This window comes from Anaeromyxobacter sp. SG64, from assembly GCF_022690745.1.
Lineage (GTDB): Bacteria > Myxococcota > Myxococcia > Myxococcales > Anaeromyxobacteraceae > Anaeromyxobacter > Anaeromyxobacter soli.
In genome coordinates this window covers 1-23455 of the sequence record NZ_JALCZB010000003.1, presented here as the reverse complement: position 1 = coordinate 23455, position 23455 = coordinate 1, and the positions used below count along the sequence as shown (strand labels likewise).

The window sequence follows — 23455 nt, the reverse complement described above, 5'->3', positions numbered from 1 at the left end:
GCCCGTGGACGACGCGATCCGGGAAATACTCGCGGCGCTGGGAAAGCTGGACCTGAGCGATTGGGTGGCCGTTTACGGCGCCGTTCTCTCGACCGTCCTTGGCGTGCGCGAATGGCGAAGGCGGAGCCGCATTCGAGTCACCATAGAGGCTGGGCAGACGGTTCAGATCGGGGGAGACGAGCGCCGGCAGCGGTTCGTGCGCATCGACGTGATCAACCGGAGCGACTACGCGGTCCGGGTGGTGTCCGCGGGCCTCTACGCGGGAGGGCAGTCCCACCTGTTCAGCGGGACGCCACACATGAACCTCCCTGCGGATGTCCGACCGCACGACGCGGCGACGTTCCTGATCCCGTTCGATCCCCTCATGGACCTACCGCAGTTCCGAAACCGGCGCGTGCGCGCGTTCGCGGCGCTCTCGACCGGCGAGTCCTACCGCTCACGGCGCAGGACGCTTCGCCCGTTCGAGAGCTAGGCGCCGCGCCGGGATCTGTGAACGTACGCCGCGACGTCCTCTGGACGGACGCGGATCGCGTTCGACACCCGGACATGCGCGAGGTCGCCGCGCCCGCGCGCTTCCTAGCGTCGTACGACGCGAACAAGCTGCGGGCGATCGTTGCCTCAGCCGGCGCGACGTCGGCCCCTCGGTGAACCGCGTCGCGCCTCGCGCACGGGCTTCGCGCAGGAGCGGCGATCGGCAACCGGGGAGGGGGGACGTAGCGGCCCGGCGCTCTCGCGCGTCCTGCGGGCTCTTTCGCGCTCGCCGCTCGTCGACGTCGGCTCCATGGCGCGGTTCCTGCCGTCCCACGACGGTAACAGTCGGTGCGCCGTGACCCCACGGGACCACGTCAATGTGACCCCGCGCCGCGTGAACGCGCAGAATCAGGCCCGGACCTCTACCAGTGCAAGGTTCCGCAACCAGTAGCGACGGGCGTCCGGTACACTCGCAGGATGCAGCTTCGATTCGAGACGCAGCTGAATCCGGTTGCCGACGAGGTCTCGGCGATCGCTGCCGTCGCACGGCCGATCCTGCTCGGCACCTTGTTCGCGCTGAAGCGCGATGTCGTGGACAGCCTCCGTGGGTACGACGCGATCTCGCTGAGGATGCTGGCCCGGGTCTACCGGGCTGGCGACGGCGACTGCGGCATCTGTTTCGAGTACGCGGTGCACGATGCCGTGAGGCGGCACGACGCGATGATCATGGATCGCGTCGCGGATGTGCTCACGCGCCATTGCCGCGTCCCAGGTGCGGACGTGAACTCGATCCTCTTCGGCGCGGAGAAGGCAGGCGCGCAGCAGTTGATCGAGACGGCCACGTCGCTCCTAACCGACGAGTCGCTCCTGTTGTACGGGACGCGGGGGCGCCCGGTCCGCCTGAAGCGGCACATCACCACGGTGGCGTCGGCGTTCCGCAGGCCCGCGGAGCGGCAGAACCTGCCGCAGTGCATCGCCGGCCTGTGGAAGGCGGACCTGTTTCTCGGAAAGGCCGATAGCGACAAGTGGGTTGGGACGACCGTTAAGATCAACCCCGCACACCTGGAAGGCGCGCGCGGGCTTCGCATCGGCATCGTCCCCGCGAATCAGGGTGAGACTGACGCGCCACGGCGCGACGAGAATCGAAACCTGATCGTGTGCCCGCTGCCATACGACGGCAGCTTCATGCAGGTGTTCTACGAGGGGTGGCAGGTCGTGAAGGCCGTTCTCGCTGCGGATGCGGACATGCCACGCGAGGCCGCGCTACCGCGGCCCCCCGCGCGTCAGGTTGCCCGTTACCTGATCGACAGACGCGATCATCCCGTGCTGGACATCTACGAGGCGATGGACCCGCTTTCGCAGCCGGAACTGCTCGACGGACAACAGAAGGATGCCGAGGTCGTTCTGACGCGCACGGGACAGCCGGAGGTCGGTGCCGTCGTCGCGCCCTTCCCGAGGACGACAACCTAGTTCGCACGGCGCGACGGCGCGCGGTCGAGGTCGAGCGCGGACAACGGCGCGCGGCTGTCCTCTCTCAATGTGAACAGCCACGCCACTCGTCGTTGCGCATCCAGGGTTCGCGCTCCTCACCCGCGCGCCGAAGGCGTCGCGGCCGCGGGTTCGCGCCGGATGTCGTCGGCCAGGGCGCCGGGGGCGAGCGGCGCGGGCGCGCGTGGTTCGTCCGTCACGTGGGCGTCCACTCCTTCACCTTCGGGTCGTCGAAGTTCGTCACGTCGGCGATGACGCGCGGCTTCCCCGTCGACGTCACGCCGCGCCCCGGCGGTGCGCCGGCGCCCGCGAGGTCGTTCCATCGGTCGCGCAGGTGAGCGATGGTCGAGCACCCCGGCCATCGCGTCCCGAGCGTCAGCGCCCGCTGCCACCGGCGCTCGACCTCCGCGATGTCGCCGCGTGAGAGGCGCAGCAGGTCCGCAACGGCTCTCGCGTCCCTTCCGCCGTTGTGGCCATAGGGCACCCCCCGCATCGCGAGGAAGGTGGCCGCGAGAGTCTCGGTCAACGCATGCGCTCCGTCGCTGGGCGGATCCGTGTTCTTCGTCGCCGCGTCGCCTTCCGAGCCAAAGGCGAGGAGTGGAGATCCCTTTCTCTCGTTCTTTCCCTTCTTTCTATCGGTGCCCCTATCGTGCCCCGACCGTGCCCGAATCGTGCCCGCCTCCGTGCCCGCCTCCGTGCCCGCTGCCGTGCCCGTCGCATCGCACGTCAGCCGAGAACGCGGGTAGTGAAGGAGGGTTATCAGCCGAGTCCGCGTGCCCGCGTCCGTGCCCTCCGGAACGACCGCCAGCGGCCCGAGTCCATCCCGATCGCTTCCCGCCGCGAGCCGGCGAAGCGTCGTGCGGACGACCTTGATCGACGTTCCCGCCTCCTGCGCGATGCGGCTGAGGCTGCACGCGACCTGCCCCACCTCGACGACAGCGCCCGATGCGAGGCGGCCCGGCCGGTAGTTCGCGAGCCGGTAGAGCGCGTGGAGCACCTCGCGCTGCTCGGGCGTGAGCGAGCGGTAGAGGTCCGAGCGATGGACGGCGCGCGGTTCCTCAACCCAGCCCTCCGACCAGATGCTGTCGCGGGCATCGTTGCTCATGCCGTGCTCCGCGACGAGGCGGTCGGGTCCGCGCTGATCGACCAGCGACGCGGCACGGCGCTGATCTCGTCGGCGCCGCCGTCGTCTCGGATGCGGAGCACCTCGCCCCCGAGGCCGATGATGATCGTCCCCGGGACGGCGTACGCGATGCCGCCGAGCGCGGGCCACGCGGCGCGCGCGCGGGGGTCGACGGGCACGATTCCGTCCGATGGTAGGGGTCGGGCCTGTAGTCTCAGGCGGTTGCAGCTGATGTTCGCGCCGGGGTCACAGGACGGGGTCACAACGCCCGCCGGATCGCGCGTCGGAGGGGTCGAGTAGCATCGTCGAGACATCGTGAAGGTCTCCTCACCCCGGCGGCGCGTCCCGGCGCTCCGGGGCCGTCGCTTTTCAGGTCGTGGAGCCGGCCGGGTTCTCGGGCGTCGCCGCGTCCTTCGCGTGCAGGTTCCGCGCGCCGCGGCGGGCGTCGGGGCTCGCGAGCGCGGCCATCCGGCGGGCCTCCCACGCCTCGATCTCGCCGAGGAACCACGACCGCCGCTCGCCGAGGTAGTGCGGCGCGGGGAACTTGCCGGCGCGGTACCAGCGCCAGATCGTCGTGCGGTCCACGCCGAGGCGCGCCTCGACCTCGGCGATCCCGAGGCGTCGCGGACCGGGGGTGTTGCTGCTCGTGCTCGTCATCGCTCGTCTCCATGCGCGCCACGTCGTGCGACGCGCCCAGTTGCGAGCAATGTCGGCGAGGTGCTGCGCCGCCCTGGAACCAGAGCGGCGCAACTTTCGAGCCCGTCCTACTCGTCGGCGAGGCGCGCGGCGCGCGGGCGCCCGATCCCGAGCCGCTTCGCGATCGCGCTCACGGACATCCCGCGGCGGCGCATCCGGCGCACGTCGTCGTGGATCGTGTCATCACGCGCCGCAGCTGCGGACGCGCGCGCCTTGCGGGCGGCCGTCGTTCCCTTCGCTCGACCCCACCGCGCCTTTCCGACCGAGACCGATTCCGTCGCGAGCCGTCGTGCGAGGCGCTCCGCGACCTCGTGCCGGTGCTCGGCGAGCAACGCGCGCGCCTTCCACTTCGCCACCTCAGCGCGGAGCGCCGCGGTTCCTGCGGCGGCCACCCTCTCGTCGCTCGCGCCACTGGCGACGAGCCCGCGCCAGCTTTCGACGGCGCGGCGCCACTCCCCCGTTGCGTCGTGCATCCCGCACGCGAGGTGGACCGCCGCAGCCGCGTCGTGCTCGGCGCGAGCGTTCGCGGCCGCGTCGCGCTTCGCCGGACGCTTCACGCCGCGCCCCCGGCGGCCGTGGGCAGCGTCACGACGTTCGAGGCGGGGTCGAGGAGGCGCGCGACGTACGCGTCCCACTTTTCGAGCGCCTCGCGCCGCTCGTCGAGGTAGTCGCCCTGGTCGTAGGTCTGCACGATCCGGCCGAGGCTGTGGTTGAGGCACCGCTCGACGATGTGGAGCGGCACGCGCAGCTTGCCGAGGTGCGTCCGCATCGTCCGGCGGAGGTCGTGCGGAGTCGCCTCGCCGCCCGGCAGCTTCAGGCGCGGCGCCTCGCCCTTGAACATGCGGCGCATGGCGCGCCCGAGCGCCTTGTCCGTGTACCCGCCGTCGTGAGACTGGCCGCTCGCGACGACCCACGGCGACGGCTTCCCGGCCGCGTCCTTGTGCTTCTCGGCGATCTTCTGAAGCTCGCGGAGCAGGCCGACCGTCGTCGAGGGGAGGGGAATCACGAACGGCTTCGCCTTCCGCGCCTGGTCCTTCGTGAGCTTCTGGTTCGCGACGGGGATAGTCCACGCCGCCGCGTCGAGATCCACCTCGGCCCACTTCGCGCGGAGAAGCTCGCCGCTCCTCACGCCCGTCAGCAGGAGGAGCCGCAGCGCCGCCGCGGTCGCGGGCGCGAGCTTCGCGTACCCCTGCTCGTACTTCTGCACCTTCCCCGTGCGCGGATCGGGGCGTTCGACGGACGTCGCCTCGTGCTCGGCGTCGAGAGACCGCCAGAACAGCACGATCTCCTCCGCCGTCAGCCAGCGGTCGGAAACGTTGTTCTCCACGCCGAGATCCTTCGGGTCGAGCGGGCCGGCGGGGTTCCCGACCCGGTATCCGCGCGCCTCGGCGAAACGGAGCAGCTGCTTGAGGAGCGCGAGCACCTTCCCGGCGTGGACCGGCGCGCCACGATCGACGACCCGCTCGATCGCGACGGCGCACTCGCGCGTCGTGAGCGCCTCGATCGGCCGCGCTCCGAGCACGGGGATGATGTCGAGATCGAGGATGCGCCGCGCGGTCTCTGGGCTCTTGCGGTGCGGCATGATCCGCCGCTTGTAGAACTCCTCGGCGACGGTCCCGAGCGTCGCGACGTTCGTCGTCGCGGCCGGCGCGGCCGGCACGTACGCGGGCCGCATCGCGGCCTTGATCTCCGCCTCGACAGCGTCGATCGCGCCGCTCACGTGCGCGGCCTTCAGCTTGTCGAGCCACTCGCGCGCCTGGGCGAGCGTCACGAACCCGGGCATCTCCGAGAGCGACCACGGGCCGATCGTGTAGACCTGCCCGCGCGCGTTGCAGACCCAGCGGAACACCTTTCGGCCGGTGGGCAGCACGCGCAGCCGGAGCCCGGGGGCGCGGCGGTCAGGGACGTCGTAGCGAGTCTCGCCCGGCTGGAGCGATTCGATGAACTTCGGTGTCAGTCCGCGCGCCGGGGTAGTGTTCGGGGCAGGCATCGTGAACCTCCTTCTCAGGCTCGCGGGCCAGGGCTCCGGGGTCGGTTGCAGCCGCCCCGGGGCCCGTTTCGTTGTGTGACCCCGAGGCCCGCCGCGGGGTCACAACGCCCCCGGGATTCGCTCCCGGAAGCGGTCGGTTGCAAGTCACGCTAGCAACGACCTCTGACGCTCGTTTTCCGCTCGGCTCTGGGGTTTCCTGCACTTGCCTGCAATCCGGCGCGAGGGTATAGGAATGCGGCCCGGCGGGCTTGACACGGTAGGGGTCGTCAGTTCAATCCTGACCGGGCCTACAACAATGACGGGGACCTGGCTCGCGCTGGGTCCCCGTTTTTGTTTCCGGCCGCGGCTGGGTGACGAACCGGTTAACGGCGTCTTCCGATCGCGGTTACCGCTCGCCCGGCGGTTGGTCACGTGTGGCGGCAGAGAGCGCGCCGCTGCGGTGTGATCGCCCGTTCGTCGCGAGTTGCCCGGCTCTCTCGGTTCACGTCGAACACCTTCGGAAAGCCGCGGCTCGGAACCGGCGGCGCGCCGCTCCCGCTTCGCAGCGGCGATGCCGGTGCGTAGCCGCGAAAGGGCCGGGCAACGGCGCGCACCCCGTGCGCAGCACCGAGCGGTGCCGGCGCACCCTTCTCGCCGCCACTGTAACCAGTGAGCCCGCTCCACGTAGTGCCGACGGGCGTACGCGGGAGAGCGGCGTCGAAAGGGCGAGCCATGACGACGAGCAGGACGACGACCAGCGAGATGTGGGAACTCCCGGAGAACGCGGCGCAGCGGCTGCCCGCGGGGATCGGGATCGCCGTGCGGGTCGAGCGCGGCACCGTGCTCGTCACGCAGGAGGGCGACCTCGACGACCACGTGCTCGAGCGGGGCGACGAGTTCGTGCTCTCGCGTTCCGGGCTCGCGGTCGCCTGGGCCTTGAGCGAAGCGGCCCTCTCGATTCACCCAGCGGTCCACCGGATGGCGGCGTGAACCTCGTCACGCGACGGATGAAGGCGGCTGTCTCCGGGCGTTACGCACCATGAGGGCGCCTCCGCCCACGACGCTGAGCACCAGAGCGATCGCCGAGAGCGCCACGAGCGGCCACCAGCCCCGCGGCTGGTACTGGAACACCACCCGGTGCCGCCCGGCCGAGACCGCGGCGCCGCGGAACCAACGGTTCACGCGCAACACCTCCGCGGGGGCGCCATCGATCTCGGCGCTCCAGCCCGGCGCGTAGCGCTCGGTGCTCGCGAGGACCGCTCCGCGTCCCGCTGGCACGTCCAGGTCGAGCACGACGCGCTCGGGAGCGAAGGACGTGATCCTCACGCCGCCGTAGGTCCCGGGGCGGACCGGATCGCCGGGGAGCACGGGCCCCCGCCCGTCGACCAGCACCGGCACCGGGGAGTCCGCGTCGACGTTCGAGAGTATCGCCGCCTCCCATCCCGCGGGAGGCGCCTCGGAGGTGTGCGGCGACAGCCAGAACCGGTTCGCCGCGAGCACCGCGGCGAACCGGCTCTGCACGAGCCCATCGTTGAAGCCCTGTGCCGTCATCGTGACGTATCCCTCGACGACGGGCAGGCGGAGCACCTGCTGGTAGTTCAGGCACCCGAGCTGGATGCCGAGCGCTTCCTGCTCCGCCGGGAGCAGCCGCCGCGCGGTCGCCGGGATCGCGATCGACGTGCGCTCGAGCTCCGCGATCGCACCCGGGACCGTCCACACCGTCTTCGCCTGGGAGTGGACGTGGATCGCGAGATCCCCAGCGAACAGCAGCGCCACGATCGTCAGGCCGGCCCGCGCCCGCGTCGCGGACGGTGCGCCTGCCGCCCACGCGATCGCCGCGCAGCCGAGCGCGACCACTGCGAGCCCCGGGACGAGGGCGAGCGCCACGACCTCCTGGGTCACGTCGTGGCGTGAGAGCGCGCTCGCGACCCAGACGGCGAGCGCGATCGCGCCGGCGAGCCACGCGACCGCCGCACGCGTGGTCCAGCGTCGGAGCTCGGCGCGCCGGAAGATCGCGGTGAGGCCGGCCCCTGCCGCCGCGGCGAGCGGCAGGATCCAGAAGATCCGGAACCCGGCGTTGTGACGCATGTAGCGCGTCGGAGGCACGAGATCGTACAGCAGGGTCCGTACTCCCGCGGCGCCTCCCAGCGAGACGGCGAACATCAGCGCCGCGAACGCCACGATCCACCACGCCCGTCTCAGGCCGCGCGCGCGGACCCACGCGGCGGCGAGCAGGAGCGCGAGGGCGCCGGCGTACCCGTCGAGCATCGAGACGTCGGAGTCGAAGGTGTCCCGCAGCTCGAGCACCGCGCGCGGAAAGAGCAGAGACACCGCGGCGCGGAGGGTGAATGGGTTCTGATAGTTCGCGACCTCGCGGGGGAGCGGCCCGGCGCGGTCCGTGTACTGGGCCGCGTGGGTGAGGAACGCGTGCAGCACGGGCGCCCAGATCGCGACGAGCACGACCGTCACCACGGCGACGATCGCGGCGGCGCGCGCGAGCGAACGCCAGAGGTCCGCGCCGCGCGCGTCCGAGGCGGCGGCGGCGGCGAACAGCCAGAGGGCGAGCGCGAACACCTGGAAGCTGACGAGCCCCGGATACCCTCCGAGCGCCGAGAGCCCCGCGGCGGCACCGGCGAGCAACGCGAGCCCCCAGGATCGCCGGAACAAGGCGAGGTGCGCGAGGCCGAACGTCCAGGGCAGCCAGCTCGCGGTCACGATCCACGTCGTGTGCTGCGCGTTCCCGACGAAGAACCCCGAGAAGGCGTAGGCGATCGCGGCGACGAGTCCGCCCACGGGCCCGGCGCCGAGGGCGAACGCGAGCAGGAGGGCGCCGAGCCCCGCCCACGCCCAGTGAATGCTCCAGTAGAGAGCGAACCCCTGCGAGGCGGACGGCGCTGCGGGCGCGAGCAGGAGGGCGAGCGGATCGAGGAGCGGCGCCTGCGGATCGGCGTGGAACGGGAGCCCGCAGTTCGTGAACGGATCCCAGAGCGGCGCTCGGCCGTCGAGGAGCGCGTCGCGGGTGAAGGCGAACGCGGGATAGAAGTAGTTGACGGCGTCCCACTTCGGCTCGACCCGCTGCAGCCAGATGGGAGAGAGCAGGGCGGCCGCGTAGACGAGATAGCCGGCGATCGCAGCCGTCCAGAGCGCCGAGCGCCGGCTGAAGGCGGGGAGCGCCCCGCGAGGCTCGTCGCCCCGGCGGTGAGCTCTGCCGCCGCCGCGCGGCGAACGAGGACCGCGCGATCCCCGGCCATCCGGATCCGTGCCGGGCGGGCGCTCGCGACGGGGCTCGGTGCTCATCGGTGCTTCCGCGCGATGCACACGAACTCGTTGTACTTGAACACCCGCCCGACCGCGCGCGGGAAGGGGAACGAGTACCGCTCCGAGAGCTCGAGGCCGGCGCCCTCCAGGACCGTCGCGACCCGGGTGAAGTCCATGAACTCGACGTGGGTCGGGTCCGAGCGGAAGCCCGCCTCCTGCGGCGTGATGGCGACCACGCGCGCGTCCGCACGCAAGAGCGGCAGATACCTGCGGACGAGGGCCTCCGCGTCGCCGAGGTGCAGGTGCTCGAGGACGTGGGACAGGAGCAGCGCGTCGAACCGACCGGCGACCGCGAACGCGGACGCGTCGAGCTCCTCCGGGGTGAACGCGACGAGCCGGCGCGCGCGCGCGATCTCGACCGCCCTCGCGTCGACGTCCACCCCGACGGCAGCGCCGGGCCCGAGATGAGCCAGGTTCCGCCCGATGCCGCAGCCGACCTCGAGGACGAATCCCAGGTTCAGCCGACGAAGGTGCTCCCGGTACGGGCGCTGCACGTCGAGCAGCCGCTTCCACCAGGCCTGCTGGAGCCCCACGAGCCGGTCGGCGTAATCGCCCTTCCGATCGCGCGGCGACTCCAGGCGCGGGTCCGCGGACCTCACCGGTGCTTCCTGAGCGCCGCGTGGAGGAACGTGGCGAGCCCGATCTCGGCGCCGATGGTCATGAGCAGGAGCCCGAGGATGCTCCTGCGCGGCTCGTTGAGGGCCCCGAAGTGCTCGGCGATCCACGAGAAGAGCACGACGGCGTCGATGGCGAACCCGCACGCGAACAGCAGGGCCCCCGCAGCCAGACCCCGCCCCATGGTGAGGTGGCGCGCAAGGCCGGACAGCAGGGCGTTGGGACGCAGCACGCGCCCGCGCGCCACGTCCCGCACCAGGATGGCGCCCAGCAGGCCCTGGAGGCCGATGAGGGCCATCGAGCCGCCGAGGAAGAGGAGGTGGAAGTCGAACGTGCGTCCCAGCAGGTGCACCGGTCCGAAGCTCACCGGGACGGAGAACAGCAGCCCGAGCGCCAGCAACAGGACGCCGGGCACGAACAGCAGCTGATCCGGGGCGTGGAGCAGCATGAACTCGAGGTGACGCCAGCCGTCGCTCCACCTGCGGAGGTGAGGCGGACGTCCGCGGCGGTCCGGGTGCAGCGTGACGGGAACCTCCGCGATGCGGAGCTTCTCGACCGCCGCCTTGATCAGCATCTCGGAGGCGAACTCCATCCCGCCGCTCCGCAGGTCGAGCTGCGAGAACTTGTCGCGGGCGATCGCCCGCATCCCACAGTTGACGTCGCGGATGCCGGTCCCGAACAGGCGGTTCAGGATGAACGTGAGGACGGGAGTGCCGACGCGGCGGTGCATCCAGGGGTTCGCGCCGGGGAGGATGCGCCCCGGAGGCAACCGCGTCCCCATCACGAAGTCGGCGCCCCCGTCGAAGGCCTCCACGAATCGGCCGAGCTCGCCGAAGTCGTACGTATCGTCCGCGTCCCCCATGACGAGGAGCCGTCCCCGGGCAGCCGCCATGCCATGGCGGAGCGCGTTCCCGTAGCCGCGCTCGGGAACCTTCACGACGCGCGCCCCGAGGCCGGTCGCGACGTCGATGGAGCCATCGGTCGAGCCGTTGTCGGCCACGACGACCTCTCCCTCGAGCCCGAGCGCTGCGAACGCACGCTGCGCCTTCTCGATCACGGTGCCGAGCGTCTTCACCTCGTTCAGGCAGGGGATGACGACGGAGACGTCCAAATCGTTCGTGGGCGCCATGTCGGAGCGCGCCGTGCTTTCTCTTGGGCTCATCGAGATCCCGCTGCGGGTGAGTCGGCTCGCGCAGTGTACCGGACCTCGGCGGCAATGGAATTCACCGCGATCACCTTCGGAGCTGCAGCCGGGCGCCTACCCGCTCGAAGATCCGGGAGTCGCGCAGATACCGGGTCCATCCAGCCGGCCCGAGCGCGACGAACGATCTCGCCAGCCCGGCGACGTCCAGCCGCTCGCCTCGGTACGCGGCCGCGAGGGCGCTGTTCACCTGGATCGAGAACTCGGCGGCCCGGCGGACCGATCTCGCGCGCCGTGGAGGAACGTCGCGCGCCCAGGCCTCGAGGTGGCGCTCGAGGGCGGCCGACAGCTGCTCCTCGAAGGCACGCCGGGTGCGGTCCTTCGCCATCGTCTGCGAGCCGGGGTGCACCCGGAAGCCGGTGAGGCGTTCGCGGAGGACGCGCACGGGGCCGAGCCGCGCGAGGCGCAGCCAGAAGTCCCAGTCCGCCGTGTACCACAGCGACTCGTCGAGGCCACCGAGGTCCAGGGCGGACGCGCGGTCGAACACCGGCGCGGGGATGGCGAGGAAGTTCTGGACGAGCAGTCGCTCGACGAACGCGCTGGACGCCACCGTCCCCCCCGCGCGGAACGGCGTCCGCCACGCGCCCAGCGGTGCGCCCCCTGGATCGAGGAACGTGGACGCGTGAACGAGCAGCGGGCCCTCGAAGGTGGCGAGCTCGCGCCGAAGCGCCGCGACGCGCCCGGGGAGCCAGACGTCGTCCTGGTGCAGGAAGCACGCGAACCGGCCGTTCGCGGCCCGCAGCGCCGTGTTCGTTCCCACGACCCAGTTGCCGACGCGCTCACGGCTGACGACGCGCAGCGCGACGCGCGCGCCGTAGCTCTGGACGACGTCGAGCGTCGCGTCCGTGGAACCGTCGTCCGCGACCACCACCTCGATGTCGTCGGCGGCCTCCCGGCAGACGCTCTCCAGCGCCGCGCCGACGTAAGCGGCGCCGTTGTAGGTCGGCATCACGACCGACAGCCACGGGCGTGAGTCGCGGCTCATTCGCGTGGCAACGCCTCCGCCGTCCGAACTGGACCGAGCTGCCGGCCGATCCGGTGCAGGTCGACGTGGCGAGAGAAGAGGAACGGTACGCCCATCGCGACGACCTGGAGGAGCTGCGCTCCCCACAGCACGTTCGCGAAGGCGAGGCCCTGCGCCCCGGCGAGCGCTCCGGGCGCGACGAGCGAGAGCCCGAGGACCGCAGACGCCTGGAACGTCCCGAGCATCGCGGGTCCGGCGGGGATCATCATCCCCACGGAGAGGACGCCGAGGACCGTGAACGCCTGGAGCGACGAGAGGCCGAATCCGAAGCCCTGCGCCAGCACCGCGATGCTCCAGCCGCCGAGCGCCCAGAACACGACGGTCAGGGCGAGGAAACAGGCGAGTCCCCGGCGGCGAGGCAAGCGGCGGAGACCCTCGACGAAGGTCGTCGCGACGGCGGAGACCCGCGCGGCGACGCGCGGCGAGAGGGGGTCGAGCGCCAGATGCGCGAACCGGATGGCGGCGGCCCCATTCGCCGCGGCGATCGCGAGGAAGGCGACGGCGCCGGCGAACGCGAAGAAGACGGCCCAGCCGCCGGCGCGCAGCAGGGCGACGCCGGGGGCGGTGCTGGGGAGGAACGGCAACGTCCCGACGAGTACGAGCGCAGAGAACAGGCCATCCACCACGCGCTCCACGATGACGGTCGACAGGGCCGCCGGCAGCGGCACCTCGTGCGGATCGGCGACGAGCGCGGGCCGGACGAGCTCTCCGAGCCGGAGCGGAAGGATCAGCGTCGCCATGAACCCGACCGCGCTCACCGCGTTCACTCGCGCGAAAGGGATGCGCGCGCTCGGCTCGAGCAGCAGGGACCAGCGAGCGGCGCGCAGGAAGTGCGAGGCGACGAGGATCGCCAGGTACGCCGCGAGGTACCGCGGGTCGGCGGCGCGGGCGGCTCGCCAGATCGCGCCGAGATCCCGGTTTCGCAGGGTCAACCAGAGCGCCGCGGCGGACACGGCCAGGCCGGCCGCTACCCGCAGCGAGCGTTCCCACGAGGAGCGCTGCACACCGCCGCTTATAGCAGACCCGCGCGCTGCTCGACGCGCCACGGATAGAACCCGTCCAGCTCCACGCCGCTCCGGCCACGGCATGGGAGCGGCGCTCTCGAGCGAGCGCGATCGGACCGGGTCGAGAACGCCGCATCCCCTCGCTCATCGGCTCGCGGGGAGTGCTTGATGGCGACCGTCCCGTGGGCTACAAGCGCGTCGCCGCTGGCCTTTCGCGCCGCGCGCGGTTAAGGAAGACGACCATGTCCGATCTCGTGAAGGTGACCCTCCCCGACGGCAGCCAGAAGGACGCGCCGCGCGGCACCACCGTCCTCGACTTCGTGAAGACGTCGATCGGGCCCGGGCTCGCCAAGGCCGCCTACTTCGCCAGGCTCGACGGCGAGGCGGTGGACCTCTCGCGCGCGATCGACCGCGACGCGAAGCTCGAGATCGTCACCACGAAGAGCCCCGAGGCGCTCGAGGTCGCGCGCCACGACGCGGCGCACGTCATGGCCTCGGTCGTCCAGAAGCTCTACCCGGGCACCCAGGTCACCATCGGCCCGGCGATCGAGGACGGCTTCTACTACGACTTCGCGCGCGAGACGCCCTTCACGCCGGAGGACCTCGAGAAGATCGAGAAGGCGACCAACGAGGCCATCGCGGCCGACCTCCCGTTCGTCCGCGAGGAGATCTCGATGGACGCCGCGCTCGGGCTCTTCGAGGGGTTGGGCGAGAAGTACAAGGTCGAGATCGTGAAGGACATCGCCGCGCGCGGGGCGAAGACGCTGACGCTCTACCGCCACGGCGACTGGGTCGACTTCTGCCTCGGCCCGCACGGTCCGTCGACCAAGCGCATCGGCGTCGTGAAGCTCCTCAACGTCGCGGGGGCGTACTGGCGCGGCGACGCGCGGAACGCGATGCTCCAGCGCATCTACGGCACCGCCTTCTTCGACAAGAAGGAGCTCGAGGCGCACCTCGCGAAGCTCGAGGAGGTGCGGAAGCGCGATCACCGCAAGCTCGGGCCCGCGCTCGGCCTGTTCGCGTTCCACGAGGTCGCGCCCGGCGCGGCGTTCTGGCTGCCGAACGGGACCACGCTCTACAACGTCCTCGAGGACGCGATGCGGCGCCTCGTGACGAAGGGCGGGTACCAGGAGGTGAAGACGCCGCTCCTCTTCAACAAGCGGCTGTGGGAGCAGAGCGGCCACTGGGGCGTCTACCGCGAGAACATGTTCCTCGTGTTCGACAAGGAGTCGGACCCGGCGCTCCCCGTCGACGAGCGGCTCTCGATGAGCCTCAAGCCGATGAACTGCCCCTCGCACCACCTGCTCTACAAGATGGGGAAGCGCTCGTACCGCGAGCTCCCCATCCGCTACTTCACGGTGGACACGCTGCACCGGAACGAGCTCTCCGGCTCGCTCGGCGGGCTCACCCGCGTCCGCCAGTTCGCGCAGGACGACGCGCACCTCTACCTCATGGAGTCGCAGATCCCGGAGGAGGTCAGCCGGATCGTCGAGCTCATGAAGACGGTGTACGGCGCGTTCGGGCTCGAGTTCTCGCTGCTCTTCTCGACCCGCCCGCTGAAGCCCGAGGACCGGATCGGCGACGACGCGCTCTGGGACAAGGCGGAGGGCGCGCTCCGCGCCGCGCTCGACAAGATGGGCCTGCCCTGGGAGCTGAACCCGGGCGACGGCGCGTTCTACGGCCCGAAGATCGACTTCGTCGTGACCGACTCGCTCGGCCGCAAGTGGCAGACCTGCACGATCCAGCTCGACTACGCGGCGCCGGAGCGGTTCGACCTCACCTACGTCGGCGACGACAACCACGAGCACCGGCCGGTCGTCATCCACCGCGCGGTGTACGGCTCCTTCGAGCGCTTCATCGCCATCCTCACCGAGCACTACGCCGGCGTCTTCCCGGCCTGGCTCGCGCCGGTGCAGGCGCGCGTCGTGACGGTCTCGGACCGGTTCGACGCCTGGGCGCGCGAGGTCCAGGCGAAGCTCGCGGCCCAGGGCTGGCGCGTCGAGCTCGACGAGTCCTCCGACAAGCTCGGCGCCAAGATCCGCAACGCGCAGCTCGCGAAGATCCCCTTCTCGCTCGTCATCGGCGAGAAGGAGGTCGAGGCGAAGGGCGTCGCGCCCCGCCGCCACGGCGGCGAGGATCTCAAGACCATGTCGCTCGACGCGTTCGAGGCGCTGCTGCGCCGCGAGGCGACGCCGCCGTACTAGGCGACGGCCGGCGATTCGAGAATCACCTCGGGTGATTCGCGAATCACGCCGTCGTTTGGCGATCATCCGAGCGTCCACGCGGAGTGACGGGCTCGAGGCCCATCGCGTCGTGCTCGCCCTTCGATCAGCGATCGTGCGCCCGCTCCTTCGCAGGGAGCGCGGCGGCCCGCCGTGCGCGTCGTGCGCCCCGCTTGACAGGTCCGCTCGCGGATCGCTAGGCTCGTTTTTCTGATGTTCCTCGTACGCGCGCACCGACTTCTTAGCCTGGCGGGAGAGGTATCCCGGTCAGGCTAACGCCGCGCCGCGACCTCTTCCGCCGAACCGGCCGGAGAGGTTGCCCCCGACAGGCGACGTTCTCCGGCCCCAACGAAACAGGAGCCAGGAGACCGCATGTCGACAGATTCCCCCGAACAACGGACCGTTTCTTCCCAAGCCAGCACGAGCTCAGCCGCCGATCGTTCCCACCGCAGCTCAGAAGCGAGCAAACCCCAGGGTTCCCGTCGCGAGGGCGGCGGAGAAAGCGTTGCCGTGAGAGACGCCGACAGGGTCATCATCTTCGACACCACGCTGCGCGACGGCGAGCAGTCGCCCGGGGCGTCGATGAACCTGGGGCAGAAGCTCCAGGTCGCGCGGGCCCTGCGGGATCTGGGCGTCGACGTCATCGAGGCCGGGTTCGCGGCCGCCTCGCCGGGGGATCTCGAGGCCATCCAGGCCGTATCGCGCGAGGTCGAGGGCCCCAGCATCGCGAGCCTCGCCCGCTGCACGCGGGGCGACATCGACGCCGCGTGGAAGGGCCTGCAGGACGCCCCGCGCCGCCGCTGCCACGTGTTCCTGGCCACCTCGCCCATCCACCGTGACTTCAAGCTGAAGCTCGCGAAGGACGAGATCATCCGCCGCGCGGTGGACGGCGTGAAGCTCGCGCGCGAGCGCTTCGACGACGTCGAGTTCTCCACCGAGGACGCCGCCCGCACGGAGCTCGAGTTCCTCGCCGAGGTGGTCGAGCGGGTGATCGAGGCCGGCGCCGGCACGGTGAACATCCCGGACACGGTGGGGTACGCGCTGCCGACCACCTACGCGGACACCCTCCGTTACCTGAAGCAGCACGTGCGCGGCATCGACGGCGTGGTCATGTCGGTGCACTGCCACAACGACCTGGGCCTCGCGGTGGCCAACAGCCTCGCGGGTGTCATGGCGGGGGCGCGCCAGGTCGAGTGCACCATCAACGGCATCGGCGAGCGCGCCGGCAACGCCTCCCTCGAGGAGGTCGTGATGGCGTTCCGCACCCGGCAGGACGTCCTCGGCGTGCGCACGGGCGTGAAGACGGAGCGCCTCTACCCGACGAGCAGGCTGGTCTCGCAGGTGACCGGCCTCCACGTGCAGCGCAACAAGGCGATCGTCGGCCAGAACGCGTTCGCCCACGAGGCCGGCATCCACCAGCACGGGATGCTCACCCACCGTGAGACCTACGAGATCATGCGCCCCGAGGAGGTCGGCTTCACGAAGAGCCAGCTCGTCCTCGGCAAGCACTCGGGCCGGCACGCGCTGAAGGAGCGGCTCGTGGCGCTCGGCTACGTGCTCGAGGACGCCGCGGTGGACAAGGTCTTCCAGGACTTCAAGGTCCTTGCCGACAAGAAGAAGGACATCTACGACGCCGACATCGAGGCGCTCGTCGTCCACGGCCAGATGCTCGCCCAGGGCGGCCGCGCCTGGGAGCTCGAGGCGCTGTCGACGACCTCCGGCACGGGCACGCTCCCGGTCGCCTCGATCGCGCTCCGCTCGCGCGGCGGCGAGCAGCGCCGCGAGGCGGCCACCGGCGACGGGCCGGTCGACGCCGTCTACCGCGCCATCGAGAAGATCACCGGCATCCCGGTGAAGCTGCGCGACTACCAGATCGTGAGCGTCTCGACGGGCGAGGACGCGCAGGGCGAGGTGTCGATCGAGGTCGAGCACGCGTCCGGCGTCTACCGCGGCCGGGCGCTCTCGACCGACATCGTCGAGGGGTCGGCGCGCGCGTTCCTCGACGTCGTGAACCGCATCGCGCTGAAGACGCCGGCGACCGACGAGGCCCGCCGCGAGGAGATGGGTACCGTCTGATGACCGCCGCCACCGACGCGCGCCGCGCGCGCACGCTGTTCGAGAAGGTCTGGGACGCCCACGTCGTCCGCGCCGAGACGCCGGAGACGCCCGCCGTCCTCTACGTCGACCTCCACCTCATGCACGAGGTGACGAGCCCGCAGGCGTTCTCCATGCTGCGGGAGCGGAGCCTCAAGGTCCGGCGCCCCGACCGCACGCTCGCCACCACCGACCACTCCACCCCGACGCTCCCGCGGCTGCCCGACGGCCGCTGGCCGTTCTACGACGCGCAGAACGAGGCCCAGGTCGCGCAGATCGAGCGGAACGCGCGCGACTTCGGCGTGGAGCTCCACGGCCTCGGCGATCCGCAGCAGGGCGTCGTGCACGTCTTCGGGCCGGAGATGGGGGCGACGCAGCCGGGCATGACGGTGGTCTGCGGCGACAGCCACACCGCCACCCACGGCGCCTTCGGCGCGCTCGCCTTCGGCATCGGGACGTCCGAGGTCGGCCACGTCCTCGCGACGCAGTGTCTCCTCCAGCGCAAGCCGCGCTCGCTCGCCATCCGCGTGGAGGGGGCCCTGCAGCCGGGCGTCACCGCGAAGGACCTCGTCCTCGCGATCATCGCCCAGATCGGCGTGGGCGGCGGCACGGGGCACGTGATGGAGTTCACGGGCCCGGCGGTGCGCGCGCTCACCATGGAAGGGCGCATGACCCTCTGCAACATGGCGATCGAGGGCGGCGCCCGGGCCGGGATGATCGCGCCCGACGACGTCACGTTCCAGTGGCTCGCCGGGAAGCCCCGCGTCCCGCAGGGCGCCGCGTTCGAGGCGGCGGTGGCGCGCTGGCGAAGGCTCCCGACGGACGACGGCGCGGTCTACGACCGGGAGGTGACGGTGGACGTCTCGCGCCTCGAGCCGATGGTCACCTTCGGCACGAACCCGGCGCAGGGCATCCCCGTCACCGGGCGCATCCCGGATCCGGGGGCAGAGAAGGATCCCGCCGCGCGCGCGACGCTCGAGAGCGCGCTCCGCTACATGGCGCTCACGCCGGGGAAGCCCATCCTCGGGCAGAAGATCGACGTGGTGTTCGTGGGGAGCTGCACGAACGGCCGGCTCGAGGATCTGCGCGAGGCGGCGAGGGTGATGCGCGGCCGCAAGGTGAGGACGCGGACGCTCGTCGTGGCGGGCTCCCACGCCGTGAAGAAGGCGGCGGAGGCGGAGGGGCTCGACCGGATCTTCCGCGACGCGGGCGCCGAGTGGCGCGAGCCGGGCTGCTCGATGTGCCTCGCCATGAACGGCGACATGCTCGAGCCCGGCCAGTACTGCGTCTCGACGTCGAACCGGAACTTCGAGGGGCGCCAGGGGCCCGGCGGGCGGACGCTGCTCGCGAGCCCGGCGACGGCGGCGGCGGCGGCGGTGTCCGGCGCGGTCGCCGATCCGCGGCGGCTGGTGGAGGGCTAGGACCATGGAACCGATCCGCACCATCGAGAGCCGCACGGTCGTCATCCCGCGCGAGAACATCGACACCGATCAGATCATCCCGGGGCGCTTCCTCAAGGTCACCGACAAGCAGGGGCTCGGGAAGGCGCTCTTCTCCGACTGGCGCTACGACGCCGGCGGGAAGCCGCGGCCCGAGTTCGTGCTGAACCTCCCCGAGGCGCAGGGCTGCACCGTCCTCGTCGCGGGCGACAACTTCGGCTGCGGCTCGTCGCGCGAGCACGCGCCGTGGGCGCTCGTCGACCACGGCATCCGCGCGGTCGTCTCGACGCGCATCGCCGACATCTTCCGCAACAACGCCCTCAAGAACGGGCTCGTCCCGGTCGTGCTCGATCCCGCGAGCCACGCGAAGCTGCTCGCGGCGCCGGGCGCGAAGGTCCGCATCGACATCTCCTCGCAGACGGTCGCGCTGCCCGACGGCACGACCGCCTCGTTCCCCCTCGACGGGTTCGCGAAGTACTGCCTGCTGAACGGCGTCGACGAGCTCGGCTTCCTGCTCTCGCAGGAGGAGGCCATCGCGGCGTTCGAGTCGAAGGTATAGCGGCGGGCGCCTCGCCCCGGCGCTCGCCGGGGCGGGGAGGGCCCGCCGTCTCCGTCTCGCGAGCTGCGGTCTCACACGGAACGTAAAGCGCTTCACGAGGAAGACATGGCCAAGGAGAAGATCACGGGCGCGATGGCGGTTCGCCGCGCGCTCGAGGCCGAGGGCGTCGACTACGTCTTCGGCATGCCCGGCGGGACGATCCTGCCGATCTACGACGCGATGTGGGGGTGCGAGCGCCCGAAGCAGGTGCTCATCCGCCACGAGCAGGTGGGCGGGCACGCGGCGGAGGGGTACGCGCACGCGACCGGGAAGGTCGGCGTGTGCTTCGGGACGTCCGGCCCCGGCGCGACGAACCTCGTCACCGCGATCGCCGACGCGTACATGGACTCGGTCCCGCTCGTCGCCATCACGGGCAACGTCGCGACCTCGCTCATCGGGTCCGACGCCTTCCAGGAGGCGGACATCACGGGCATCACGATGCCCATCACGAAGCACAACTGGCTCGTGACCGACGTGCACGACCTGCCGCGCATCCTCAAGGAGGCGTTCTACGTCGCGCGCACCGGGCGGCCGGGCCCGGTGCTCGTGGACATCCCGAAGGACATCCAGAACACCGAGTTCGAGTTCGAGTACCCGGAGACCGTCGAGATCCCCGGCTACCACCCGCCCGTGCGCGAGGAGCCGCGGCTCAAGGACGCCGCGGTGCTCATCCGCGGCGCGACGCGCCCGATCATCTACCTCGGCGGCGGCGTCCGGATCTCGGACGCGCACAAGGAGGTCTCGGCCTTCGCGGAGCTCGTGGGGGCGCCGGTCGTCACGACCGTGCACGGGAAGGGCGCCTTCCCCGAGACGAGCTCGCAGTGCCTCGGCATGTTCGGCATGCACGGCTCGCGGTACGCGAACTACGCCGTGCAGTACTCGGACCTCATCATCGCGCTCGGCGCGCGCTTCGACGACCGCGTCACGGGCAAGCTCTCGACCTTCGCGCCCGAGGCGAAGATCGTCCACCTCGACATCGACCCCGCCGAGATCTCGAAGCTCGTCACCGCGACGGTCCCGCTCGTCGGCGACCTGAGGCGGCTCCTGCCGCAGCTCACCGACGAGGTGCGCCGCGCGGAGGCCGCGCACGGCAAGCCCGACCTCTCGGCGTGGTGGAAGCGGATCGACGAGTGGAGGAAGAAGTACCCGCTCAAGTACGAGCAGGACGGGCAGAAGTACCTGCTCCCGCAGTACGTCGTCGACACGCTCTGGAAGAAGACGGGCGGGAAGGCCATCGTCACGACCGGCGTCGGCGAGCACCAGATGTTCGCGGCGCAGTGGTGGCGGACCTCCGAGCCGCGCCAGTTCATCACCTCGGGCGGCCTCGGCACGATGGGCTTCTGCCTCCCGTCGGCGATCGGCGCCCAGCTCGGCCGGCCCGGCGAGCTCGTGATCGGCATCGACGGCGACGGCTCGTTCCAGATGACGCTGCAGGACCTCGCGACCGCGGTGGACCTCGAGCTGCCGATCAAGATCTTCGTCCTCAACAACCTGTTCCTCGGCATGGTCCGGCAGTGGCAGGAGCTCTTCTACGAGCGCCGCTTCGCGCAGACGCCGCTCACGGATCGCCCCGATCTCGTGAAGCTCGCGGACGCGTACGGCTGCCTCGGGCTCCGCGCGCGCACGCCCGAGGAGCTGGACCAGGTCATCGATCAGGCGCTCGCGAACTCGAAGGGCCCGACCATCGTCGACGTCCGGGTCCGCCGTCAGGAGAAGGTGTTCCCGATGGTGCCGGCCGGCGCCCCCTTGAACGACATGATCGACGGCGGAGGTGACTAGGATGGAACGCACCGAAGAGAAGCCCAACGGGTCCACCCACACCATCAGCCTCCTCGTCGAGAACAAGCCGGGCGTGCTCCACCGCATCTCCGGCCTCTTCTCGCGGCGCGGGTACAACATCGCGAGCCTCACCGTCGGACCGACGGAGCGGCCCGAGTACTCGCGCATGACCATCGTCGTGCGCCTGGGCTCGAAGACCGTCGAGCAGGTGGTGCGGCAGGTCCAGAAGCTCGTCCCCGTCGTCGAGGTCCGCGAGCTCTCGGCGGCGGACCTCATCGAGCGCGAGCTCATGCTCGTGAAGATCCACACCCCGGAGCGCAACCACGCCGAGCTCCGGGCGCTCGCCGAGACCTACGAGGCGACCATCGTGGACGTCTCGCCCGACGCGCTCGTCGTCGAGGCGAGCGGCAACGCCGGGAAGCTCGACGCGCTCGAGGACCGGCTGCGCCCCTTCGGAATCCAGGAGATCTGCCGCTCCGGACGCATCGCCCTCGAGCGCGGTTTCAAGACGCTCGCTCCCCCCAATCTCAAGTAGCGAGGAACCAAGAATGGCTGCCACCATCTATTACGACAAGGACGCGAACCTCGACCTGCTCAAGAAGCGCAAGGTCGCCGTGATCGGCTACGGCTCGCAGGGCCACGCCCACGCGCTCAACCTCCGCGACTCCGGGGTCGACGTCCGCGTCGGCCTCGGCGCGGGCTCGCGCTCGAAGGCGAAGGCCGAGGGCGCCGGGCTGCGCGTCGTCTCCGTGGCGGAGGCCGCCCGCGAGGCCGACGTCATCATGGTCCTCATCCCGGACCAGACGCAGAAGAAGGTCTACGACGAGGAGATCGCGCAGCACATGACGAAGGGGAAGGCGCTCCTCTTCGCGCACGGGTTCAACGTGCACTTCGGCCAGATCCGCGCCGCCGAGGGCGTGGACGTGCTCCTCGTCGCGCCGAAGGGGCCGGGCCACATGGTGCGCCGGCAGTACCAGGACGGCCGCGGCATCCCCGGCCTCATCGCCGTCCACCAGGACGCGAGCGGCCAGGCCAAGGCCGTCGGGCTCGCGTACGCGCGGGGGATCGGCTGCACGCGCGCCGGCGTCCTCGAGACGACCTTCAAGGAGGAGACGGAGACCGACCTGTTCGGCGAGCAGGCGGTCCTCTGCGGCGGCGCCTCGGCGCTCGTGAAGGCGGGCTTCGAGGTGCTCACCGAGGCGGGCTACCAGCCGGAGAGCGCCTACTTCGAGTGCCTGCACGAGCTGAAGCTCATCGTCGACCTGATGTACGAGGGTGGGCTCGCCTGGATGCGTCACTCCATCTCGGACACCGCCGAGTACGGCGACTACACCCGCGGCCCGCGCGTGGTGACGAGCCAGACGAAGGAGGAGATGCGGAAGATCCTGCGCGAGATCCAGAGCGGCCAGTTCGCGAAGGAGTTCATCATCGAGAACCAGGTCGGGCGGCCCATGTTCGACAAGATGCGCGAGGCCGAGGCCCAGCATCCCATCGAGGAGGTGGGCAAGCGCCTGCGCGACATGATGAGCTGGATCCGCGAGGCCAAGAAGGACTCCTCGGACCCCAACGCGAGGTAGGGGAGGGTGGGCGCCGGGCGCGGCGGCGGGTCCCTCCCTCGCCGTCGCGGCCCCGGCGCACCGCCGCGTTTGACTTCGCTCGTGAAATCCTTATCCTACAGCGTCTTTTCGGCCCCGCTCCCGGGGCCTCGTCCTTTGAGGCCACCTGGGGAGCGACGGCGACCGTAGTGGAGGAGCATGGCGATCCAGCAGCGAGACAGCCGAGGGGGAGGGAACCGGGACGCGCGCACCAACCGCCGCATCAAGGCGCGTGAGGTCCGTGCGATCGGTCCCGAAGGCGAGCAGCTCGGTGTGCTTCCGATCGAGCAGGCATTGGCGCGGGCGCAGGAGCTGGGGATGGACCTCGTCGAGGTCAGCCCCATGGCCAAGCCGCCAGTCTGCAAGATCATGGACTACGGCAAGTTCAAGTACCTCGAGAAGAAGAAGCAGAACGAGGCCAAGAAGAAGCAGGTCGTCGTCCAGCTCAAGGAAGTGAAGCTCCGCCCGCGCACCGAGGAGCACGACTACGCGACCAAGATCAAGAAGGTCCGCGAGTTCCTCGCCGAGTCGAACAAGGCGCGCATCACGGTGACCTTCCGCGGCCGCGAGATGTCGCACCGCGAGCTCGGGCAGAAGGTGCTCCAGCGGATCATCGAGGACCTGCGCGAGGTGGCGGTGATCGAGGCGGCGCCCCGCATGGAAGGGCGCCAGATGTTCATGATCCTCGCCCCGAACCCGAGGATGCTCCAGGCCCAGCGCGACCGCGCCAAGGCCGCCGCCCAGGCCGGTCCGGCCGCCGGGGCGCAGCCCGGCGAGACCCCCGCGCCCGCCCCTCAGCCCGCGCCGCCCCCGGCGGCG

21 protein-coding genes are annotated in these 23455 nt (G+C 71.0%); 11 read left to right on the top strand and 10 right to left on the bottom strand.

From position 1 onward, the window contains the following. Positions 1-4: 4 nt before the first annotated feature. Both MNZ29_RS01510 and MNZ29_RS01505 read left to right on the top strand, forming a co-directional pair. Positions 5-472 carry a hypothetical protein gene (locus tag MNZ29_RS01510; protein WP_242352412.1) on the top strand — a complete coding sequence of 156 codons (468 nt, stop codon included), beginning with the start codon at positions 5-7 and terminating at the stop codon, positions 470-472. Between the two features lie 476 nt (positions 473-948). Beyond that, positions 949-1941, top strand: a complete 993-nt coding sequence (locus MNZ29_RS01505) for a hypothetical protein (RefSeq protein WP_242352410.1) — start codon at positions 949-951, stop codon at positions 1939-1941. Between the two features lie 214 nt (positions 1942-2155). Here MNZ29_RS01505 and MNZ29_RS01500 read toward each other — a convergent pair whose 3' ends face one another. From MNZ29_RS01500 to MNZ29_RS01480, 5 genes are all read right to left on the bottom strand, one after another. Next, positions 2156-2956, bottom strand: a complete 801-nt coding sequence (locus tag MNZ29_RS01500; RefSeq protein WP_242352408.1) for a hypothetical protein — start codon at positions 2954-2956, stop codon at positions 2156-2158. Between the two features lie 104 nt (positions 2957-3060). Then, the gene (locus MNZ29_RS01495; protein ID WP_242352406.1) at positions 3061-3261 is read right to left on the bottom strand and encodes a hypothetical protein; all 201 of its coding nucleotides are present in this window, start codon (positions 3259-3261) and stop codon (positions 3061-3063) included. 190 nt (positions 3262-3451) lie between these two features. Next, complete coding sequence (locus MNZ29_RS01490; RefSeq protein WP_242352404.1) at positions 3452-3739, bottom strand: AlpA family transcriptional regulator; 288 nt, start codon at positions 3737-3739, stop codon at positions 3452-3454. 107 nt (positions 3740-3846) lie between these two features. Beyond that, entirely contained in the window at positions 3847-4170 is a 324-nt protein-coding gene (locus tag MNZ29_RS01485) for a hypothetical protein (RefSeq protein WP_242352402.1), read from the bottom strand. A gap of 161 nt (positions 4171-4331) precedes the next feature. Continuing rightward, the gene (locus MNZ29_RS01480) at positions 4332-5768 is read right to left on the bottom strand and encodes a site-specific integrase (protein WP_242352400.1); all 1437 of its coding nucleotides are present in this window, start codon (positions 5766-5768) and stop codon (positions 4332-4334) included. A gap of 711 nt (positions 5769-6479) precedes the next feature. Between MNZ29_RS01480 and MNZ29_RS01475 the strand changes: the two genes are divergently transcribed. Next, complete coding sequence (locus MNZ29_RS01475; RefSeq protein ID WP_242335270.1) at positions 6480-6737, top strand: DUF2917 domain-containing protein; 258 nt, start codon at positions 6480-6482, stop codon at positions 6735-6737. 6 nt (positions 6738-6743) lie between these two features. Here MNZ29_RS01475 and MNZ29_RS01470 read toward each other — a convergent pair whose 3' ends face one another. From MNZ29_RS01470 to MNZ29_RS01450, 5 genes are all read right to left on the bottom strand, one after another. Continuing rightward, on the bottom strand, positions 6744-9044 hold the full coding sequence (locus tag MNZ29_RS01470) for a YfhO family protein (protein WP_242352398.1): 2301 nt from the start codon (positions 9042-9044) through the stop codon (positions 6744-6746). Next, positions 9041-9664, bottom strand: coding sequence for a bifunctional 2-polyprenyl-6-hydroxyphenol methylase/3-demethylubiquinol 3-O-methyltransferase UbiG (locus MNZ29_RS01465; protein WP_242335264.1), 624 nt, complete (start codon positions 9662-9664; stop codon positions 9041-9043). Before MNZ29_RS01465 ends, MNZ29_RS01470 begins: the two co-directional genes overlap by 4 nt. Then, the gene (locus tag MNZ29_RS01460; RefSeq protein ID WP_242335261.1) at positions 9661-10809 is read right to left on the bottom strand and encodes a glycosyltransferase family 2 protein; all 1149 of its coding nucleotides are present in this window, start codon (positions 10807-10809) and stop codon (positions 9661-9663) included. Before MNZ29_RS01460 ends, MNZ29_RS01465 begins: the two co-directional genes overlap by 4 nt. Before the next feature lie 103 nt (positions 10810-10912). Further along, positions 10913-11866, bottom strand: coding sequence for a glycosyltransferase (locus MNZ29_RS01455; RefSeq protein ID WP_242352396.1), 954 nt, complete (start codon positions 11864-11866; stop codon positions 10913-10915). After that, complete coding sequence (locus MNZ29_RS01450) at positions 11863-12909, bottom strand: lysylphosphatidylglycerol synthase transmembrane domain-containing protein (RefSeq protein WP_242352393.1); 1047 nt, start codon at positions 12907-12909, stop codon at positions 11863-11865. Before MNZ29_RS01450 ends, MNZ29_RS01455 begins: the two co-directional genes overlap by 4 nt. A 242-nt stretch (positions 12910-13151) precedes the next feature. On the opposite strand from MNZ29_RS01450, the gene thrS reads away from it, so the two are divergent. The 8 genes from thrS to infC all read left to right on the top strand — a co-directional run. Further along, positions 13152-15113, top strand: a complete 1962-nt coding sequence (gene thrS / locus MNZ29_RS01445; RefSeq protein ID WP_242335251.1) for a threonine--tRNA ligase — start codon at positions 13152-13154, stop codon at positions 15111-15113. A 528-nt stretch (positions 15114-15641) separates the two neighbouring features. Continuing rightward, the gene (locus MNZ29_RS01440; RefSeq protein ID WP_242352392.1) at positions 15642-17207 is read left to right on the top strand and encodes a 2-isopropylmalate synthase; all 1566 of its coding nucleotides are present in this window, start codon (positions 15642-15644) and stop codon (positions 17205-17207) included. Next, positions 17207-18646 (top strand): 3-isopropylmalate dehydratase large subunit, encoded by a 1440-nt coding sequence (gene leuC, locus MNZ29_RS01435; RefSeq protein ID WP_242352390.1) that lies wholly within the window; start codon positions 17207-17209, stop codon positions 18644-18646. Before MNZ29_RS01440 ends, leuC begins: the two co-directional genes overlap by 1 nt. Before the next feature lie 4 nt (positions 18647-18650). Then, complete coding sequence (gene leuD, locus MNZ29_RS01430; protein WP_242335242.1) at positions 18651-19223, top strand: 3-isopropylmalate dehydratase small subunit; 573 nt, start codon at positions 18651-18653, stop codon at positions 19221-19223. Between the two features lie 105 nt (positions 19224-19328). Beyond that, positions 19329-21041 carry a biosynthetic-type acetolactate synthase large subunit gene (gene ilvB, locus MNZ29_RS01425; protein ID WP_242335239.1) on the top strand — a complete coding sequence of 571 codons (1713 nt, stop codon included), beginning with the start codon at positions 19329-19331 and terminating at the stop codon, positions 21039-21041. 1 nt (position 21042) lies between these two features. After that, positions 21043-21576, top strand: coding sequence for an acetolactate synthase small subunit (gene ilvN, locus MNZ29_RS01420; protein ID WP_242335236.1), 534 nt, complete (start codon positions 21043-21045; stop codon positions 21574-21576). 13 nt (positions 21577-21589) lie between these two features. Beyond that, positions 21590-22618: a ketol-acid reductoisomerase gene (ilvC, locus tag MNZ29_RS01415; RefSeq protein ID WP_242335233.1), complete on the top strand. Its 1029-nt coding sequence runs from the start codon at positions 21590-21592 to the stop codon at positions 22616-22618. Positions 22619-22795: 177 nt separating this feature from the next. Then, the coding region (gene infC / locus MNZ29_RS01410) for a translation initiation factor IF-3 (RefSeq protein WP_242352388.1) at positions 22796-23455 on the top strand (660 nt) is incomplete at its 3' end.